Raw genomic sequence first — 16,501 nt, forward strand, 5'->3', positions numbered from 1 at the left:
GCGGGTCTATTGACCAGAGGGGCAATGAGCCTGCCCGCGCTCCGGCCCGGCACGCGACCATGGAGTGATGTCGATGAACAAGCTGATGATCCTGCTCCTTGCCGCCGCAACCGCCACGGTCGGCGCCTGCGCCTCAACCGGCGGCTATGGCGGCGGTTATGACGATGGCGGCTACGGCTATTATGACCGCAGCTATTATGACCAATATGGCCGCTATGATTACGACCGGCCCGACCCGCGCCACGGCGGCTATTATGCCGATAATTATTATCGGAGTGACCGCCGTTACCGCGAACGCCGCTTGTCGAACAATGACCGCATCTATCGCGGGCGCGACGGCAAATATTATTGCCGCCGCAACGACGGTTCGACGGGACTGATTGTCGGCGGCGTCGTCGGCGGTATCGCGGGCAATGTCATCGCACCGGGCGATTCGAAGACGCTCGGCACAGTGCTCGGCGCGGTCGGCGGCGCGGTCGCGGGCCGTGCGATCGAACGCAGCGGCAACGACGACGTACGCTGCCGATAAAAGGGGCCCGGCGCGGCGGCTGGCGAAGGTGTATCGGTGTCACTAGCGTTCGCTCGATAATATCGGGAGAGTGAAATGATCGCCGCCGCCAAATTCGCCGCCGCGCTGCTGCTGGCCGTTCAGGGGGCGCCCGCCGCGACGCCCGATCCCCGCCGCCCCGCACCGACGTTCGACAGCGCGCGCCCCGCGCTACCGGCGCTCACCCGGCCGGCAGTGCTGATCGTCAGCAAGACCAACGGCTATCGTCACGACAGCATCGCCCAGGCGGTGCCGGCGATCGCTGCGCTGGCGAAGGCGCGGGGATGGAGCAGTTTCGCTACCGAAAATGCCGCAGTGCTCAACCCCGAAAGCCTCACCAAATTCGACGTCATCGTCTTTGCCAACGCCAGCGGCGACATCTATACCAAAGAGCAGCGCGCCGCCTTTCGGGCGTTTCTGACACGCGGCGGCGGCTTTGTCGGTTTGCACAGCGCCGGCGACGGCAGTCATCCTGACTGGTTCGTGCGGCTGCGCGGCAACGGCAACTTCACCGGCCATCCCGGCGGCGCCGACCAGTTCCAGACCGGTACCCTAATCGCCGCTGATCCCAGCCACCCCGCGACGCGCCACCTTCCCGCAGCCTGGCGCTGGACCGATGAATATTACAGCTGGGACGCCCCGCCCTCCGCCGACGCGCATATCCTTCTCCGCCTCGACGAAACGACGGTGCGGCTCGAACCGAAGTTGCAGATGGGCGAGCATGCGCTTGTCTGGTGGCGCTGCGAGGGCCGCGCGCGCATCTTTTACTCGGCGCTCGGGCACAAGGCCGAGGCATGGAGCGACCCCATCCATCTGCGCATGGTCGACGGCGCGATCAGCTGGGCTGCGCGCCAGGAGGGCTCAGGCTGCGATTAATCGCCGGGCTTGACCGCTGGGCCCCAGACGGCGTCGATCGCTTTGCCCAGCGCATCAGCGGCATAGATGCTCGCCGCCGATCCCGACCGCGCGCCATAGAGCCAAACGAGCGCGTCGACGATGGCCGCCGCGCTGTCGCGCGAAATCGCCGGTTTCCATCCCTCGCGGTCGCGATTATCGGCCTCGATCGCGTCGAGCAGCGCCGCCGCCGCGGCCGCCGACCCGGCCTCGTCGCCGCTCATCGCTTCTTCGGACGCGCCGGCTTTTCCAGATTGGCCTCGACCGCGGCGCGCACCAGCGCCTTGAACGCCGCCTCGTCGATCGCGTCGCCCTCGAACAGGTCGATCGCGCGGCGCACATTGCCGTCGAGGCTCGAATTAAACAGCCCGGCGGGGTCGGCGAGCGCCGCGCCCTTGGCAAAGGTCAGCTTGACCTTGTCCTTATAGGTCTCGCCCGTGCACAGGATGCCGGCATGATCCCAGACGGGCACGCCCGCCGGGTTCGACGGCTTTTGCCATTTCACCGTCTCTTCGACGTCCGGGTCGGCTGCGTGGATCAGCGCACGCAGCCTGCCCAGCATCTCACCGCGCCAGTCGCCGAGTCCCGCGATCTTCGCATCGATCAGTTCCGCCGTCATATCGTCCCTTACATCGTCTCGGCCGGCAGCGCCGCCGCCTGTTTCACCCAGTCGGCAAACGCCGCCGCGTCGACCTTGTCATCCTCATGGATGTGGAAATAGCGCGTGTCGCCGCTTTTCGAGGCGACCGGCGGCACGGGCTTCAGCGATTGCCCGCGAAAGAATGCGACCTTAATGTAGCGCTCGAAGCAATGGATGCTCATGAACCAGCGTGTCGGCTCCTCACCCTGCCCCGGCGGCCCATAGAGCGGCGAGTTCCATTTGACCGCCTTCGCGGCGCCCGGAACCGCCTGTTCGATCAGCCGGTCGAGCCGCTTCCACACGTCCGACTTCCACCCCGGCATCGCTGCGATGTAAGCCTTCACTGGCGCGTCGCCATAGCCTTTGGGTATCTGCGGATTGCCCCCCGACAGCAGAACGACTTTCCTGTCGGCCACCGGCCCCTCAGCGCTCGTCGCGATAAAAGGGACGGTCGCCGGCGATCGTCACCCGCTCCATCCGCCGCACCGCCGGGAAATAATCCGACGCCGCATAATGCTGCGCGGCGCGATTGTCCCAAAAGGCGATCGATCCCGCGCGCCAGCGGAAACGGCACTGGATTTCGGGGACCGCCGCTTGGGCATAAAGATGCGCGAGCAGCCATTCGCTCTCCTTTGCCGACACGCCTTCGATATGGCTGGTAAAGGCGATGTTGACATAGAGCGCCTGCTCGCCCGTTTCGGGATGGGTGCGGACGACCGGATGCAACTGCGGCGGATATTGTTCGTGCAATTCCTCCATGCTCTTGCCCAGCCTCTTGGCAAAGACGCGCGCGATGTCATGCACCGCGCTCAGCGAACGGCACCAGTCCTGCATCGCGGGCGAGAGGCTACGGAACGCCGCCGCCATGTCGGCGAACAGCGTGTCGCCGCCGACATCGGGGACCTCGATCGCGCGCAGGATCGACCCCAGCGACGGCTCGGCGCGCCAGGTGACGTCCGAATGCCAGAAATTCTCGCGCCCGCGCGAATCGGGGCCGTGCGCGATATGCAGCACTTCGCGGTTCGGCTGGTCCTTCGGCGTCGCGGGATGGATTTCGAGCGGCCCGAAACGCCGGGCAAAGGCGATATGCTGTTCGGGCGTTATGAACTGGTCGCGAAAAAAGACGACCTTGTAGGCGAGCAGCGCGGCGCGGACTTCGGCGATCGTCGCGTCATCCTGCTCCTCGCTGAGATCGATTCCCGAAATCTCGGCGCCGATCGACGGCGTCATCGGCGCGACCTTCAGCCGCTCGAAAACCCGCTGCGTTGCAACCGCGTCGTAAGCCATGGCGTTCCGCTCCTGCTCTTTTCTTGTCGGAGCATGAAAAGCCATGGCCTCGCCGAGTCAAGCCACGGTTCGCCTAACCCACGATTTCGGCGGTCGCCGCGCGCTCGATCGCGGCGCGCCAGTGAGGCCGCACCGGCAACAGGAAAATCTCCGACAAGGCGCGCGCGATCTCGTCGGCGGTCAGGTAGCGGCGGTCGATGCGACCGTCGGCAAGCCGGGTCGTCAGCCGGTTGTCGCGTAGGCCATAGCGCGCCTCCGCGGTGGTGCGCGCGGCGATCAGCTGGTGGCGAAAATGCGAGTCGGGGTGCGCTGCAGTATACCAATTGCCAAGCTCATAATCGATTGCCGGCGGCGGCGCGTCCTCGATCCGGTACAGCGTCCGCCATTCGCCATCGATCGACAGCGCGACCTGCCATTCGGCGCCTTGCCGCACGACACGATAGCTTTCGTGCCGTGTCGGCTGCGCACCTTCGCTGTCCATAGCCAGCGGTTGCGGCGGCACTGCCGCGCCGAACCCGACGTCGGCGAGCCAGCGCCGCCCGCGGAGCGTCACGCGCACGACCATATGCGTCCGCGGCGTCGGCGGCGCGTCGTCGGGCAGCATCCAGCGCACCCGGCCCAGCAGGCCCTCGGCTTCGAACCCGATCGTGCGCAGCACGCGCAGGAACAAGCCGTTCTGCTCGAAACAATAGCCGCCCCGCCGCTGCCCGATCAGTTTGGCGTCGACTGCATCGGCGCCGATATCGATCCCCACGCCGGTCAGCGCGTCGATCGCCTCGAACGGGATCGCCGCGATATGCGCCGCCTGCAAGGCGGCTAGCACCTCCAGCGTCGGGGCCACCGGCCCGCGATATCCGATCCGGGCCAGGTAGCGCGGCAGCAAGGCGGCAGCGGGCATATCGACATCGGTATCGATGGCATCAGGCGCAGGCGTGGCAGGATGGTGCAGCATGGACAAAAGCTCCGTTCGCGAATCAACTGTCCGACACTTATGAAAGCTCAAGTCGAGTTGAGGTCAAGCACGGATCGTGCAACCCCTCCGACGCGCAAAGCGCCCTCATCTTGGCAACTTAGCCATTGCAGGTCGCCCGTCGCTGCGGCAGACCTGCGGGACAAGATAAGGTCGCAGACCGTATAATCGTCCAGGAGCCCCTATGCGCACCAACATCGCTATCCAACTTGCCGCCGCGCTCGCGCCGGCGGCTATCCTCTTGTCCGCCGGCACCGCAAACGCCGCGACCTGCGAGGAGGCTTTCGTGAAGAAAGGCAACCCCATCACGGGGCTGCGCTTTACCGCCGCGGTCACTGTCGCCGACCTGCCGCCCGCAGTCGCCATCGGCCAGATGCGCGGGCTCGTCGCGGCCAAGGGTTATGACATCATGGCCGACGAAGCCGAATATGGATCTATGCTGATCGAACAGCCGATGACCGGCGGCGCGCGCGCCTTTCCGATCCAGATCACCGCGACGCAGACCGGCGGCATCGGTACCGTGGTGATGGAGGCGAAGCTGCGCGCGGGCCAGGCGGTCGGCAGCGACGCTGCGAAAACCGAGATGTGCGGCATATTGAACCAAGTGCGGGGCGGCAAGCCCGGCGCCGCCGCGGCCAAGAAGGGCGCGGCCGCGACCACCGTCGCCGCAGCCCCGTTGAAAATCAGCGCGCTCGGCTTCTCGCAGCAGGTGTCGAAAGATACCGAACGCAACGCCGCAGGTGTGCTCACGCGCTACAAGGGCAAACAGTTCACGATCGACGGCTCGGTCGCCTATATCACCAGGGACGGCAAGGATTTCCGCGTCGGCTACAAAATTCCCGACCCGTGGGAACAGGCGATCCGCCTGCCCAATCAGGCACCGTTCAAAACCGACATCGTCTGCTATATGGCGCCCGGGCAGGCCGCCTATTCGCTCCAGCTCAAACCGGACAAGGGCATCAAGCTGACCGGAACAGTCGAGGATTTCGACGAATATAAGCATGTGATCTGGCTGAAGGATTGTCGCCCGGCGCAATGATCGGGCGATAACGACGGGAAGGGACGCCATGCGCGACACGATAGCGGCAGTGCTGGTTTTCGGCATGGCGGCACCCGCCGTTGCCCAGACGCCCGAACGCGAGACTGCGGGCCTCCGCGCCTTTGCCGACGCCTTCGACGCGGCGCAGATCGCGCAGGATCGCGCCGCGCTCGAAACCATGGTCGCCGACGACCTTGTCTTCATCGACGGCAGCGGCCAACGCTTGGACAAGGCGGCCTTCATCGCCGGATGGACCGGGGCCGACGACGATTATGACCCGGTTGCGCTGACCGATCGCGTCATCCTGCCGCTCGGGCGGGACGCCGGCCTTGCCAGCGCCGAGGCGATCCTCTCGGGCCGCTCGGCGGGCAAGCCGTTCCGCGTGCGGATCCGGTTCACCGACATCTTCCGGCGCCACGACGACGGCTGGCAAGCGAGCTATATTCACGTCACGCGGATGGCGATCGCGGACAGCCCGCCCTCCTGACACCCGCCCGACCGATTGCCCTGGCGCCGCATTGCGCCAATAGTCACACACCCATTTCCGCAGGAGGTATGTCATGCGCCTTTCCCGTTCGCCCTTCGCCATCGTGCTGCTGATCGGCGGTGCCGCGCTGGCGCTGTCCGCCTGCAGCTCTGAAAGGGCCCCGGCCGCACCGGCGCCCGACAGCAAAGTGTCGGCGGCGGCGGCGGCGACCGACTCCCCGGCGGCGAAGGCTCCGGCAACCGCCGCGCCGGTCAAGGCCAGCGCGCCCGACCTTGCCGCCTATGTCGGCAAATATCCGTTCGACAAGGTCGACGGCGTCGCCTTCGGCGACCATCCGCTCGTCAAGGCGGGCATCGCTGCGACGGTCACCGACGCGCGCGTGCGCACCGCGATCACCACCACCGCCGGCCCCTCGTCGCCGATCGAGATGATCGACGGCAAGGTCGCGTCCTGGTCGTGCCAGCAGCATAAATGCGGCGAGCATCAATGGACCATATTCGTCGACCCCGCCACCGGCGCGACCGACGTCTGTTATGTCAACGATCCCGCGATGACGAACGATTCGCGCTGGTTCCTCGCGGGTGGCAAGGAAGAAAGGCGCAAGGGCGACTGCGCCGCCGAAAAGGGCTGATAACGCGTTCGGGCACCGCGGCAATTATCCGGCGACGGATAGGATTCGACTCTCGCCCGAAGAGAGAACATAATAGGAACATTAATCCGATTCGGAGAAATAGACGATGGACCCGATGTTCCGTTATTTTCTGGGGTTTCAGGTGGCCGCCGATCGCGCCGGCTGGCTCGCGCGTCAGTTGCCGCCCGTGTCGGGCGACCTATTCGCGGGGCTCAAGCCGCAAAATTATCACCTCACGCTCTGCACGATCGCCGAAACGGCCGAGGCGCAGCCCTTCCTGCGCAGCCGCGTCGCGGCGGCCTTTGCATCGGGACTTCCCGCAGCGAGCCATATTCCGTTCGGACGGATCATGAGCCGCGATTCCGGCGCCGAGCTCACCACCGTCGGCAGCATCGGCGGCGTGCGCCATCTTTACGACCGCATCGTCGCGCTTCTGGGCGCGCAGGGGATCGAGCCGATGCATCGCAAGTCGGGGCTCCGGCCGCATATCACGCTCGGCTATGGCGCGTGCGACTTCGACCCGGTGCCGGCCGCGTGGAACTGGGCGCCGCGCGAGCTCGCCCTGATCGAAAGCCATGTCGGCCATCGCCGCCACCGCGTGCTGCAGCGCTGGCCGCTGCTGCCGCCGCCGCAGGGTGCCTTTGCCTTCATGGAAGACGAGATGCCCCCACCCCTGCGCTACGCCGCTTAACCTTCCAGGCTATGCTCGAGCGTGATCTCGCAGTTCAACAGCTTCGACACCGGGCAATTCTTCTCCGCCTCGGCGGCGATCGCGGCAAATTCTTCGGCGTCTATGCCCGGCACCTTGCCGGTCAGCGTCAGCACCGATTTGGTGATCGTAAAGCCGCCGTCCTGTTGCTCGAGCGTCACGGCCGCGCTGGTTTCGAGCGTGTCGCCGTTATAACCCGCGCGCGCGAGCCCGAACGACAGCGCCATGGTGAAGCAGGCCGCATGAGCCGCCGCGATCAGCTCCTCGGGGTTCGTCCCCGGCTGCCCTTCGAAGCGCGTGCCGAACCCGTAGGGCTGGGCGTTCAGCACGCCTGATTTGGTCGTGATCGACCCCTTGCCTTCCTTGCCAAAGCCTTCGTAGCGGGCGGATGCGCGATTGACAGTCATGCTCGTATCTCCTTCGAGGGGCAAAGCGGAAAGGGCGGGGAATCGCGGGCCCTAAGCAGCGAGCAGCTTACGCCGCGCACCGACGCGCTTCCACGCCTTTTCATGAAAGAAGAATGCGACAGCGTTGATACAGGGCTCGATGATCGCGATCCCGCCCGCGAGCGCGATCGATCCGGTCAGCACATAAGCGACGCTGAACCCGATCGTCAGGTGGATCGTTAGGTAAGTGAAAGTCTTGATCAGGTCGGTGGGCATGGCCCGTCTCCAGCATTGCGAACCCGAAGAATTTAAGAATGATTCGCAATAAGTGCCAGACAGCGGTTTCGGTCAGTCTGATCGATTTTTCCGCGACACCCCCGCGTGGTCGAGTTCGGGACCCAGCCCGCCCGTCAGCCACAGCCCCCACATCTTGAAATCGGCGGCGAGGCTCCACAGCGGATAGGTAAAGGTCGCCGGCCGGTTCTTTTCCACCCCGAAATGCGCGACCCATGCGAAGAAATAGCCCGCGACCGGCAGCGCGATCAGCCACCCCCAGCGCCCGCTCAGCACGGTAGCGACGGCGATGAGCAGGACAAGGCTAGTCCCGACATAATGGAGCGCGCGCGTCGATGCCTTGCTGTGTTCGCGCAGGTAAAAGGGCCAGAAGTCGGCGAAGCTCGTGTAAAGCCGGGACATGGGAGAAAGATGTCGCGGTCGCGCCGCGCGGTCAAGTCGGCGGCGATTTCCCCATGGCCGCCGTCCGATATCCTGTTACGCTCGCCGCCAGAAAAACAAGGGAGAGGATTCTCGATGAAAAAATCGACGCGTGCGTTGCTCGGGCTGGTGCTGCTCGATCTGATCGTCGTTGCGGGTGCCTGGTGGATGATAGACCGGACGCAAAGCGGCGCATGGAACTCGAACGATCCCGCCGGATCGATCACGATGGTGACGACGACCGCAGGCATGCTCGTCGGCGTGATCTCGGTCGCCCTGCTACTCGCCTTCGCCGCGCACCGACGCGCGGGGAATTAGCGAGCGAATCACGACAGCCCTCCCGCCCGGGTCGCAAGGGCGGAAGGGCTGCGGCGCGGGGGCGGCTTGGTTGAACCGGCCCCGATGCGAATGGCGCGAGCCGCGTGTCAGCGCGCCGCGGCTTCGCGCACCTTCTGCACGGCAGGCAAAAGCAGGCCGATCAAGATCTGAAGCGGGTTCGAGGTCATCGTCATGCCGCCCTGCGCGGGCTGCGCCGACTGCGCCATCGCGGGGGTCGCCGACGCGAGAAGTGAGAGGGCGAGCACGGGCGCGAAAATCTTCGTCTTGGTCATCGTCATTTCCTTTCAAATCGGTTCGGGTGTTTCAAAACTGGCTCGGGGCGTCCCCGATGACCCGCTTATGCCGCGCGACCGGGCGCGCGGCGGTGATCGTCGTCACTGGCGCGAATAATCTTCACAAACCGCTGAAAAGAAAGAAAAGAAAATTCTATCCGCGCTTCAGCCGGACCAGCGCCGCGTCGAGCGCCTGCAGGAATTGCGAGCGGTCGGCTTTCGAAAAGGGCGGCGGCCCGCCCATGTTCTCACCCATTCCCGAACGCAGATCGGCCATGATCGCGCGCGTTGCGATCGCGGGGCCGATCGACGCCATAGTGAAGGACTTGCCGTTCGGGCTGAGCACGCTCGCCCCCGCCTTCAAGGCGCGGTCGGCGAGCAGGATGTCGGCAGTGACGACGATCGACCGGGCGGTCGCGGCCTCGGCGATCCAGTCGTCGGCGGCATCGAAGCCGTCGGACACGGTGATACGCTCGATCAGCGGGTGCTCGGGCACGCGCAGTCGGCTGTTGCTCACGACCTTCACCGCCACCTCGTACCGCCAGGCGACACGATAGATTTCGTCCTTCACCGGACAGGCGTCGGCATCGACCAATATCTGGATGGGTTCGGGCATAAGAAAGCGGTCAGCCGACCGCGACGCCTTTCCAGAAGGCGATGCGATCGCGGATCGCCTCCGCCGCCTCCTTGGGGTCGGGGTAATACCAGGCGGCATCGCGGTTCGCCGCGCCATCCACCACGACATGATGATAATGGGCGATGCCCTTCCACGGGCAGACGCTTGTCGTCGCGCTGTCCGCCAGCACGCCTGCGGCGACCGCATTCCGCGGAAAATAATGATTACCCTCGACGACGACGGTGTCGTCGCTGTTGGCGATTACCGCGCCGTTCCACCGTGCCTGTACCATCGATCCGCCCCCAGCGTCAGCCCGCAAGCCCGTCCCACAGCAGCTTCGCGCCGAGCGCGACCATCAGCAGATAGATGATAACATAGAAACGCGCGCCGTCGATGCGCCTCAGCCAGCGCACCGTCAGCAGCGTCGATCCGATCGCCAGCGGCATCAGCAACAAGGCCGCCACCACCACCTCGTGCGGAAAGGCCCCGAGCGCCAGATAGGCAGGCACCTTCATCCAGTTGACGATCGCGAACAGGATCGCGCTGGTGCCGATGAAAGTCAGGTGTGGCAACTTGCGCGGCGTCACCCACATCTGGAATGGCGGCCCGCCAGCATGGGCGATCTGGCTCGTCAGACCCATGAACCCGCCGAAGATCGTGCCGACCCAGCCCGGCGAGGTCGATGCCTGGGCGACGCGACCGCCGCGTTCGATCCACAGGCGATAGAGACCAAAGGCCAGCGTGATCGCGCCGAGCGCCGCCATCAACTGCGCCTCGTTCACGCGGTCGGCATAGAACCAACCCGCAAAGATGCCGACCGCAGCACCCGGAAGCATCCAGCCGATGATCCACCCATCCCACGTCTTGCGGAACGACCAGACGCTGATCACGTCCTGAACGATTAGAATCGGCAGCAGCAGCGCCGCCGCGGTCGCGGGCGGCAGCACCAACGCGGCGACCGGGGTCGCGAGCGCGCCGACCCCGGCGAGTCCGCCCTTCGCCATACCGAGCAGGATCACCGCGGCGATCAGCGCCGCCAGCGTCACCGGATCGGCCAAGATGCTCACGCCGCAGCGATCCCGGGCGTTTCGGGCAATCGCCAGTCGATGCCCCCGCGCCCCTGCGCCTCCAGAAATTCGTTCGCCTGGCTGAACGGACGCGAGCCGAAAAAGCCGTTATGCGCCGATAGCGGCGACGGGTGCGGCGCGCGCAGGACCAGGTGCGGGCTTCCGGTCCCCAGCCCCGCGACATTCGCCGCCTTTTTTTGCGCATGGCTGCCCCACAGGATGAACACCTTGGGCGCCGGGTCGGTCGCGACCGTCGCGACCACCGCATCGGTGAATTTTTCCCACCCCTTGCCCTGGTGCGACGCCGCCATGCCGCTCTCGACCGTCAGGCAATTGTTGAGCAGCAGCACGCCCTGCTCCGCCCAATGCTGCAGATTGCCGTGCGGCGCGGGCGGAATGCCGAGGTCACTGCGCATTTCCTTATAAATATTGACGAGGCTCGGCGGCGTCCGTACCCCCGGCTGCACTGAAAAGCACAGCCCATGTGCCTGCCCCGGCCCATGATAGGGGTCCTGCCCCAATATCACGACGCGCACCTGCTGCGGCGGCGTCGCGTCGAGTGCGGCGAACCAGTCGCGCGGCCGCGGGAAGATCGCCTTCCCCTTCGCGCGTTCGTCCGCGAGGAACTGCTTGAGCGCCGCCATATAGGGCTGCTCGAACTCGCCGCCGATTGCCGCGAGCCAGTCGGGATGCAGTTTAACATCGGCCATGCCCGGCCTTCACCAGACCCGCACGGGCTTGTCCAGCCCCCTTGCCCGCAGTCCCGGACAATGGGGGCCAAAGGTCGCCCCCCGGCCCTCTCTATTGTCGCCCTGCCGCTTTTACCAGCCCGACGGCTTGCCCTTATTCTGTTCGTCGAGCCACGCTTTCAGCGGCGCGAAATAGTCGGCCATCGCCTTGCCCGACATATCGCGATTGCCGGTGAAGGCTTCGAGCGCGTCGGGCCATGGCTTCGACGCCCCCATTTCGAGCATCGCATTGAGCTTCGCGCCGACCTCCTTGTTGCCATAGAAGGAGCAGCGGTGGAGCGGGTCCGTCCATCCCGCCTGCTTGCACGCGGCTTCGTAGAATTGGAACTGCAGGATGCGCGCGAGGAAATAGCGCGTATAGGGCGTGTTCCCCGGGATATGATATTTCGCCCCCGCATCGAACGCGTTCGCCGACCGCTCGCCCGGCGGAACGATGCCCTGATATTGGGTGCGTAGCTGCGTCCACGCCGTGTTGTAATCGGCGGGCTTGATCGTGCCGTCGAACACGCCCCAGCGCCAGCGATCGACGAGCAGGCCGAACGGCAGGAACGCGACCTTGTCCATCGCCTGCCGCAAGAGCAGTCCGATATCCTTGTCAGCGCTCGGCACCTTCGCCTTGTCGAGCAGGCCGATGTCGACCAGATATTGCGGCGTGATCGACAGCGCGACGAAATCGCCGATCGCCTCGTGGAAGCCGTCGTTCGCCCCGTTCAGATAGAGGAACGGCTGCTTATTATAGGCACGCTGGTAATAATTATGGCCCAGCTCGTGATGGATCGTCGTGAAATCATCCGAGTTCACCTTGATGCACATCTTGATGCGGATATCGTCCTTGTTGTCGATATCCCAAGCCGACGCGTGGCAGATGACCTCGCGGTCGGCGGGCTTCACGAACTGGCTGCGCTTCCAGAAGGTTTCGGGCAGCGGCGCCATGCCCAGCGACGAATAGAAATTCTCGCCCGCCTTTACCATGTCGATCGGCCTCTTGCCCTGCGCGGTCAAGAGGTCGCCGACGTCATAGCCTAGATCGCCGGCGCCCGCCGGGGCGACAAGCGGATAGATATTGCCCCATTCCTGCGCCCACATATTGCCGAGCAGGTCGGCACGGATCGGGCCCGTCTTGGGCTGCACCGCATCGCCATATTTCTCGTTCAGCTTCCAGCGGACATAGGTGTGGAGCGCGAGATAGAGCGGCTTCACTTCCTGCCACAAACGCTCGGTCGTCTTGGCGAATTCCTCGGGCGACATGTCGTAGCCCGACCGCCACATCGCGCCGGTGTCGGCAAAGCCCAACTCCTTCGCCCCTTCGTTGGCGATACCCACCATGCGAGCATAATCGTCCTTCATCGGCGCGCCGACATTGTCGTGCCAGCTCGTCCACATTTCGGCGAACTGGGCGGGCGTGTTCTCGAGATTGCCCATCTCGGCCTCAATGTCCGAACCCGAAATTTCCTTGCCGTTCAGCGTGCCGCGGCCCTTGCCATATTGCGACTGGAGATCGGTCGCGATCTGGTTGAGTTCGGTCGCCGCGCCGGGCTTGGTCGGCGCGGGAAGGACCAGGCCGGTGCGCAGGATGTCAAGCTTGCGCTTGGTATCGGCGCTCAGCCCCGGCACATCCTTATATTTGGCGGCTTCCAGCGCATATTTGACCGATTTTTCGGTCCCCACAGCATTGATCCGGGCCGCCATCGCATCGGTGTCTTCGGTGATGTAGGTCGCGTTGACCCAATTCACCTGGCTCGCCTCGACCGTATAGTCGAACAAATCTTTTTCGGCGGCAGCGATAAAGGCGTCGGCATCGGCAGCTGTCGGCGCTGCGGCAGGCTTGGCGGGGGCCGCCTGCGCAAGCGCGGGGGCTGCTATCGCGAGCGACAGGGCAAGCGACAGCGTCGAAATCATGGCTTTCATGGGGTGCGTCCTCTGGATGTTCTGACAGCGCTCTGTGGCGCGATGCCAGCAGCTTGGCGCCCGCCGCGCGCCGGGTCAAGCCGTCAGGAAAGCCGAGATCGCTTCGCCCAGTTCGGCCTCGGTCACGCTCGACATATGCGTGCCCGGGATCGTCGCCAGCCGCGCGTCGGGCAACGCCGCGACCAGCTCTTCGGCCGAGCCATTATCCTGGTCCTGCTCGCCGCAAACGACGAGCGTCGGCATCGTCAGCGCCGCGAGCATTTCGGGGGTGGTGTCGGTGAAACTGTCGAGCAAATGCCCCGCGGCGATACGGTCGACCTTCATCGTCTTCATGAACTGGATCGACAGCCAGGTGTCGTCGCCGCGCTTCGCACTTTCATATTCGGCGATCACGCGCTTGAAAAAGCGCCCGCGCCGCTGCCAGCCCGCAAGCCCCGCAAGCCCCATGCCGCCGAGGATCAGCCGGCGCGGCCTCATCCCCGCGACGACCGCGCGCGCGCTCGTCCGTGCGCCGAGCGAAAAGCCGCCGAGGTCGAAACCGCCTAAGCCGAGGTGCGCGACCAGGTCCTCAAGGTCGTGCACCAGCACGTCGGGCGGATAAAATTCCTCCTCGTGCGGCGCGTCGCTCGCTCCGTGAACGCGCAGGTCGGGCATGATCACGCAATAGCCTTCGGCGGCAACGCGCGCCGCGGTGCCGAATTTGATCCAGTTGACCTCGGCATTCGAAAACAGCCCGTGGAGCAGGATGATCGGGGCGCCCTCGCCCGTCGCGCGCCACGCCAACCGCACGCCGTCGCGCGCTTCGAAAAATTCCGGTTCGATGGTCATACCCTTGCCCTTACGCGCTTGGCGCGGACTTGCGCAACCGGGCAAGCGGCGACCTTGCGGGCGCCAAAAGCCGACTTATCCCCTTGGAACTTGCGCCGAAACGCGCCATCGTTGCGCCGAAGGGATCGAAACGCGCCGGAAGGACGTTTTGATTCCCGTCTCGATCGACAGGGAGCAAGATGATGACGATGGGTTCGCGCCGCAAACAGACCAAGACCGGGGCGCTCGTCCTGATCGGCGCGTTCGCGCTCGCCGGCTGCGCGGGCATGGGCGGCAAGGATCCCGCCACCAATCTTCCCGTCCCCGACGCCTATGCCGAATTGACCGACGCGCGCGGCGCCGATCGCGGCCGCGTCGATATTTTCAAGGACGGTAGCGGGCTGCGGCTCGAGGTCGTCGCGCGCGGTTTCGGTACCGGCACCTATGGCATGCACGTCCATGCCGTCGGCCGCTGCGACGCCCCCAAATTCACCAGCGCCGGCCCGCACTGGAACCCGACGGGCGCGCAGCATGGCCGCGACAATCCAATGGGCGCGCATCATGGCGACCTGCCCAACCTCGTCGTCGAACCCGACACGATCGGCCGCGCCTCCTTCCAACTAGTTGGTACGCGCCTGCTCGGCGAGGGCGGGATGATCGATGCCGACGGCGCCGCCTTCGTCATCCATGCCGGTCCCGACGATTACCGGACCGATCCCAGCGGCAACAGCGGCGATCGGATCGCCTGCGGTGTGATCGTCACCCCGCCCGCCAACTGAACCCGGCAAGGCGGGGCGTTGCCATCCGGCGCGCGTCCCGTCGATCCTCTCGTCACGCGCTGGCGGCGCGCTCGGCGATCGTCGCTTCGGCCGCGGGCACCGCGCGATAGGCATAGATCAGCAGGCCGAGCGCGATCGGCGCGACACCGATCAGCGACAATATACCGGTGCGCAGGTCGCCGACCGGCTTGCCGTCGACGACCGTGCCGGCCAGATCCGAAATCTGCCCGACCATATAGGGGCCGAACGACAGGCCGACGAGCGTCGTGCCGAGGAAGAAGGCCGCCGTCGCGGTGCCGCGCATGCGCGGCAGCACCAGGTCCTGCGTCGTTGCCGCCGCCGCGCCGAGCGCTGCCGCGCCGAACAGCCCGGCGAGGAAGTTCATGGTGTAGAAAAGCGTTGGATCGGGGGTCGTATAGCCGATCCAGATCGGCACGACCGGCGCGACGACCCCAAAAATGATCATCAGGATGCGGCCCGCCGGATTTTTGGCGCGCAGCGCGTCGGCGATGCGGCCGCCGATGATCACGCCGATGAAACCGCTCGCCGCGCCATTGGCCCCGAGAATGAAGGCCAGCTCCTGCTTGGGCAGCCCCAGCACGACCTCGGCATAGGGCGCCGACCAGAAGGCGAGCGCGTAAGCGGCGAGCGCGACGAGGCCGTACCCCAACGTCGTGCAGATGAAGGCGGGAGTGCCCCAGATCAGCCGAAAGGTCGCCGGATCGTCCGCGCGCAGCGTGCTCGCCCACGAGAATACGGCATAATAGCCGAGCGCGACCGCCGACCATTGTGGCAATTTGTCGGTTAGCTCGATCATCCACCAGGCAAAGCCGGCGAGCGCCGCCGCGACGCCGATATTGATAGCGAGCGCCGCTGGCCCGCGCTTCCACGCGCCCCACAGCGTCAGCGGCGGCACGATCATCGACAGATCCCTGCCGAATTCCCGGAACGGCGTCGGCGATCCGTGCGTCGGGGCGCCGTCCATCGCACCGCGCACGGGTTCGCGCAGGCTCGCGACCCACAAAGCCAGCAGCAGGCCGGGAATGCCGACGGCGAGGAATGCCGCCTGCCAACCGACGAGCCCCAGCGGCCCGCCCGCCGGATAGGCCTTGTTCCATGCCTCGACGATCAGCGCACCGATGAACAGCGACACGCCGCCGCCAAGGTAGAGCCCCGACGAATAGATGGCGAGCGCGGTCGCCTTTTGCCGCTTTGGGAAATAGTCGGAAATCAGCGAATAAGCGGTCGGGCTCGCGGTGGCCTCGCCGACGCCGACCCCCATGCGCGCGAGCGTCAGGGTGAGTTGGTTATAAGCAAGGCCCGAAAACGCTGTCATCGCCGACCATAAGGTCAGCCCGATCGACAGCAGCTTGACGCGGTTCCAATTGTCGGCGAGCCGACCAAGCGGAATGCCGAACAGAGCGTAAAAGACCGCAAAGGCGGCGCCGCCCAAAAAACCCATGTCGCCGTCGGAGAGCTTGAGATCGGCCTTGATGTCGACCGCGAGGATGCTGATGATCTGCCGGTCGATAAAATTCAGGATATAGACGACGACGAGCACCGACAGGACATACCAGCTGTACCCCGTGGCTTTCGGTTCGGCTGCCGGTGCACCGGGCATGATATTCTCGCTGGCGGTATCGGCCATCTGGCAACCCTC

24 protein-coding genes are annotated in these 16,501 nt (G+C 65.4%); 8 read left to right on the top strand and 16 right to left on the bottom strand.

Annotated features, from left to right (window positions below; all coding sequences use genetic code 11):
- The first annotated feature begins 73 nt into the window (after nt 1-73).
- Nucleotides 74-529: a glycine zipper 2TM domain-containing protein gene (locus tag ATE71_RS17810; protein ID WP_058804721.1), complete on the top strand. Its 456-nt coding sequence runs from the start codon at nt 74-76 to the stop codon at nt 527-529.
- Nucleotides 530-604: 75 nt separating this feature from the next.
- On the top strand, nt 605-1,423 hold the full coding sequence (locus ATE71_RS17815; protein ID WP_058804685.1) for a ThuA domain-containing protein: 819 nt from the start codon (nt 605-607) through the stop codon (nt 1,421-1,423).
- On the opposite strand, the gene ATE71_RS17820 is transcribed toward ATE71_RS17815, so the two are convergent.
- From ATE71_RS17820 to ATE71_RS17840, 5 genes are all read right to left on the bottom strand, one after another.
- Entirely contained in the window at nt 1,420-1,665 is a 246-nt protein-coding gene (locus ATE71_RS17820; protein WP_058804686.1) for a hypothetical protein, read from the bottom strand. The genes ATE71_RS17815 and ATE71_RS17820 overlap by 4 nt on opposite strands.
- On the bottom strand, nt 1,662-2,060 hold the full coding sequence (locus ATE71_RS17825; protein ID WP_058804687.1) for a DUF1801 domain-containing protein: 399 nt from the start codon (nt 2,058-2,060) through the stop codon (nt 1,662-1,664). The genes ATE71_RS17820 and ATE71_RS17825 overlap by 4 nt, the downstream gene beginning before the upstream one ends.
- An 8-nt stretch (nt 2,061-2,068) precedes the next feature.
- Nucleotides 2,069-2,497, bottom strand: a complete 429-nt coding sequence (locus ATE71_RS17830) for a DUF1801 domain-containing protein (RefSeq protein ID WP_058804688.1) — start codon at nt 2,495-2,497, stop codon at nt 2,069-2,071.
- Nucleotides 2,498-2,504: 7 nt separating this feature from the next.
- Nucleotides 2,505-3,368: a TauD/TfdA dioxygenase family protein gene (locus ATE71_RS17835; RefSeq protein WP_058804689.1), complete on the bottom strand. Its 864-nt coding sequence runs from the start codon at nt 3,366-3,368 to the stop codon at nt 2,505-2,507.
- Nucleotides 3,369-3,441: 73 nt separating this feature from the next.
- The gene (locus ATE71_RS17840) at nt 3,442-4,320 is read right to left on the bottom strand and encodes an arylamine N-acetyltransferase family protein (RefSeq protein WP_082665290.1); all 879 of its coding nucleotides are present in this window, start codon (nt 4,318-4,320) and stop codon (nt 3,442-3,444) included.
- Between the two features lie 202 nt (nt 4,321-4,522).
- On the opposite strand from ATE71_RS17840, the gene ATE71_RS17845 reads away from it, so the two are divergent.
- The 4 genes from ATE71_RS17845 (at nt 4,523) to ATE71_RS17860 (ending at nt 7,186) form a co-directional block, all read left to right on the top strand.
- Nucleotides 4,523-5,377, top strand: a complete 855-nt coding sequence (locus ATE71_RS17845) for a hypothetical protein (protein WP_058804690.1) — start codon at nt 4,523-4,525, stop codon at nt 5,375-5,377.
- A 28-nt stretch (nt 5,378-5,405) separates the two neighbouring features.
- The gene (locus ATE71_RS17850) at nt 5,406-5,864 is read left to right on the top strand and encodes a nuclear transport factor 2 family protein (protein ID WP_058804691.1); all 459 of its coding nucleotides are present in this window, start codon (nt 5,406-5,408) and stop codon (nt 5,862-5,864) included.
- A 73-nt stretch (nt 5,865-5,937) separates the two neighbouring features.
- A complete protein-coding gene (locus tag ATE71_RS17855; RefSeq protein ID WP_058804692.1) occupies nt 5,938-6,495 on the top strand; it encodes a hypothetical protein in 558 nt (185 codons plus the stop codon).
- Between the two features lie 115 nt (nt 6,496-6,610).
- The gene (locus ATE71_RS17860) at nt 6,611-7,186 is read left to right on the top strand and encodes a 2'-5' RNA ligase family protein (protein WP_160328062.1); all 576 of its coding nucleotides are present in this window, start codon (nt 6,611-6,613) and stop codon (nt 7,184-7,186) included.
- Here ATE71_RS17860 and ATE71_RS17865 read toward each other — a convergent pair.
- The 3 genes from ATE71_RS17865 to ATE71_RS17875 form a co-directional block, all read right to left on the bottom strand.
- Nucleotides 7,183-7,611, bottom strand: a complete 429-nt coding sequence (locus ATE71_RS17865; RefSeq protein WP_058804694.1) for an OsmC family protein — start codon at nt 7,609-7,611, stop codon at nt 7,183-7,185. The genes ATE71_RS17860 and ATE71_RS17865 overlap by 4 nt on opposite strands.
- 51 nt (nt 7,612-7,662) lie before the next feature.
- Nucleotides 7,663-7,866 (bottom strand): DUF2061 domain-containing protein, encoded by a 204-nt coding sequence (locus ATE71_RS17870; protein WP_058804695.1) that lies wholly within the window; start codon nt 7,864-7,866, stop codon nt 7,663-7,665.
- 72 nt (nt 7,867-7,938) lie between these two features.
- Nucleotides 7,939-8,286 carry a DUF962 domain-containing protein gene (locus ATE71_RS17875; RefSeq protein ID WP_058804696.1) on the bottom strand — a complete coding sequence of 116 codons (348 nt, stop codon included), beginning with the start codon at nt 8,284-8,286 and terminating at the stop codon, nt 7,939-7,941.
- 114 nt (nt 8,287-8,400) lie between these two features.
- Here ATE71_RS17875 and ATE71_RS17880 point away from each other — a divergent pair, with 114 nt between their 5' ends.
- Nucleotides 8,401-8,622, top strand: coding sequence for a hypothetical protein (locus ATE71_RS17880; protein WP_058804697.1), 222 nt, complete (start codon nt 8,401-8,403; stop codon nt 8,620-8,622).
- Nucleotides 8,623-8,729: 107 nt separating this feature from the next.
- On the opposite strand, the gene ATE71_RS17885 is transcribed toward ATE71_RS17880, so the two are convergent.
- The 7 genes from ATE71_RS17885 to ATE71_RS17915 all read right to left on the bottom strand — a co-directional run bounded on the left by ATE71_RS17885 (nt 8,730) and on the right by ATE71_RS17915 (nt 14,083).
- Complete coding sequence (locus ATE71_RS17885; protein ID WP_152998831.1) at nt 8,730-8,915, bottom strand: hypothetical protein; 186 nt, start codon at nt 8,913-8,915, stop codon at nt 8,730-8,732.
- Nucleotides 8,916-9,069: 154 nt separating this feature from the next.
- Complete coding sequence (locus tag ATE71_RS17890) at nt 9,070-9,531, bottom strand: YaiI/YqxD family protein (RefSeq protein WP_058804699.1); 462 nt, start codon at nt 9,529-9,531, stop codon at nt 9,070-9,072.
- Nucleotides 9,532-9,541: 10 nt separating this feature from the next.
- Nucleotides 9,542-9,823 (bottom strand): DUF427 domain-containing protein, encoded by a 282-nt coding sequence (locus ATE71_RS17895; protein WP_058804700.1) that lies wholly within the window; start codon nt 9,821-9,823, stop codon nt 9,542-9,544.
- A gap of 16 nt (nt 9,824-9,839) precedes the next feature.
- Nucleotides 9,840-10,598, bottom strand: a complete 759-nt coding sequence (locus ATE71_RS17900) for a sulfite exporter TauE/SafE family protein (protein ID WP_082665291.1) — start codon at nt 10,596-10,598, stop codon at nt 9,840-9,842.
- Nucleotides 10,595-11,308 (bottom strand): uracil-DNA glycosylase, encoded by a 714-nt coding sequence (gene ung / locus ATE71_RS17905; protein WP_058804701.1) that lies wholly within the window; start codon nt 11,306-11,308, stop codon nt 10,595-10,597. The genes ATE71_RS17900 and ung overlap by 4 nt, the downstream gene beginning before the upstream one ends.
- 111 nt (nt 11,309-11,419) lie before the next feature.
- Nucleotides 11,420-13,255, bottom strand: a complete 1,836-nt coding sequence (locus tag ATE71_RS17910) for a M2 family metallopeptidase (protein ID WP_058804702.1) — start codon at nt 13,253-13,255, stop codon at nt 11,420-11,422.
- 75 nt (nt 13,256-13,330) lie between these two features.
- Nucleotides 13,331-14,083 carry an alpha/beta fold hydrolase gene (locus tag ATE71_RS17915; RefSeq protein ID WP_058804703.1) on the bottom strand — a complete coding sequence of 251 codons (753 nt, stop codon included), beginning with the start codon at nt 14,081-14,083 and terminating at the stop codon, nt 13,331-13,333.
- A 182-nt stretch (nt 14,084-14,265) separates the two neighbouring features.
- On the opposite strand from ATE71_RS17915, the gene ATE71_RS17920 reads away from it, so the two are divergent.
- On the top strand, nt 14,266-14,841 hold the full coding sequence (locus ATE71_RS17920; RefSeq protein WP_058804724.1) for a superoxide dismutase family protein: 576 nt from the start codon (nt 14,266-14,268) through the stop codon (nt 14,839-14,841).
- A gap of 52 nt (nt 14,842-14,893) precedes the next feature.
- On the opposite strand, the gene ATE71_RS17925 is transcribed toward ATE71_RS17920, so the two are convergent.
- On the bottom strand, nt 14,894-16,489 hold the full coding sequence (locus ATE71_RS17925) for an MFS transporter (RefSeq protein WP_058804704.1): 1,596 nt from the start codon (nt 16,487-16,489) through the stop codon (nt 14,894-14,896).
- Between the last annotated feature and the right edge of the window lie 12 nt (nt 16,490-16,501).

Origin of the sequence: Sphingopyxis sp. H115 (assembly GCF_001468465.1) — a bacterium.
Classification (GTDB): domain Bacteria; phylum Pseudomonadota; class Alphaproteobacteria; order Sphingomonadales; family Sphingomonadaceae; genus Sphingopyxis.

Excerpts from the sequence above, each read along its gene's own strand:
- ATE71_RS17810 (WP_058804721.1), top strand. The coding sequence starts at position 74 with ATGAACAAGCTGATGATCCTGCTCCTTGCCGCCGCAACCGCCACGGTC.
- ATE71_RS17815 (WP_058804685.1), top strand. The coding sequence starts at position 605 with ATGATCGCCGCCGCCAAATTCGCCGCCGCGCTGCTGCTGGCCGTTCAG.
- ATE71_RS17820 (WP_058804686.1), bottom strand. The coding sequence starts at position 1,665 with ATGAGCGGCGACGAGGCCGGGTCGGCGGCCGCGGCGGCGGCGCTGCTC.
- ATE71_RS17825 (WP_058804687.1), bottom strand. The coding sequence starts at position 2,060 with ATGACGGCGGAACTGATCGATGCGAAGATCGCGGGACTCGGCGACTGG.
- ATE71_RS17835 (WP_058804689.1), bottom strand. The coding sequence starts at position 3,368 with ATGGCTTACGACGCGGTTGCAACGCAGCGGGTTTTCGAGCGGCTGAAG.
- ATE71_RS17840 (WP_082665290.1), bottom strand. The coding sequence starts at position 4,320 with ATGCTGCACCATCCTGCCACGCCTGCGCCTGATGCCATCGATACCGAT.
- ATE71_RS17845 (WP_058804690.1), top strand. The coding sequence starts at position 4,523 with ATGCGCACCAACATCGCTATCCAACTTGCCGCCGCGCTCGCGCCGGCG.
- ATE71_RS17850 (WP_058804691.1), top strand. The coding sequence starts at position 5,406 with ATGCGCGACACGATAGCGGCAGTGCTGGTTTTCGGCATGGCGGCACCC.
- ATE71_RS17855 (WP_058804692.1), top strand. The coding sequence starts at position 5,938 with ATGCGCCTTTCCCGTTCGCCCTTCGCCATCGTGCTGCTGATCGGCGGT.
- ATE71_RS17860 (WP_160328062.1), top strand. The coding sequence starts at position 6,611 with ATGTTCCGTTATTTTCTGGGGTTTCAGGTGGCCGCCGATCGCGCCGGC.
- ATE71_RS17865 (WP_058804694.1), bottom strand. The coding sequence starts at position 7,611 with ATGACTGTCAATCGCGCATCCGCCCGCTACGAAGGCTTTGGCAAGGAA.
- ATE71_RS17870 (WP_058804695.1), bottom strand. The coding sequence starts at position 7,866 with ATGCCCACCGACCTGATCAAGACTTTCACTTACCTAACGATCCACCTG.
- ATE71_RS17875 (WP_058804696.1), bottom strand. The coding sequence starts at position 8,286 with ATGTCCCGGCTTTACACGAGCTTCGCCGACTTCTGGCCCTTTTACCTG.
- ATE71_RS17880 (WP_058804697.1), top strand. The coding sequence starts at position 8,401 with ATGAAAAAATCGACGCGTGCGTTGCTCGGGCTGGTGCTGCTCGATCTG.
- ATE71_RS17885 (WP_152998831.1), bottom strand. The coding sequence starts at position 8,915 with ATGACCAAGACGAAGATTTTCGCGCCCGTGCTCGCCCTCTCACTTCTC.
- ATE71_RS17890 (WP_058804699.1), bottom strand. The coding sequence starts at position 9,531 with ATGCCCGAACCCATCCAGATATTGGTCGATGCCGACGCCTGTCCGGTG.
- ATE71_RS17895 (WP_058804700.1), bottom strand. The coding sequence starts at position 9,823 with ATGGTACAGGCACGGTGGAACGGCGCGGTAATCGCCAACAGCGACGAC.
- ung (WP_058804701.1), bottom strand. The coding sequence starts at position 11,308 with ATGGCCGATGTTAAACTGCATCCCGACTGGCTCGCGGCAATCGGCGGC.
- ATE71_RS17910 (WP_058804702.1), bottom strand. The coding sequence starts at position 13,255 with ATGAAAGCCATGATTTCGACGCTGTCGCTTGCCCTGTCGCTCGCGATA.
- ATE71_RS17915 (WP_058804703.1), bottom strand. The coding sequence starts at position 14,083 with ATGACCATCGAACCGGAATTTTTCGAAGCGCGCGACGGCGTGCGGTTG.
- ATE71_RS17920 (WP_058804724.1), top strand. The coding sequence starts at position 14,266 with ATGACGATGGGTTCGCGCCGCAAACAGACCAAGACCGGGGCGCTCGTC.
- ATE71_RS17925 (WP_058804704.1), bottom strand. The coding sequence starts at position 16,489 with ATGGCCGATACCGCCAGCGAGAATATCATGCCCGGTGCACCGGCAGCC.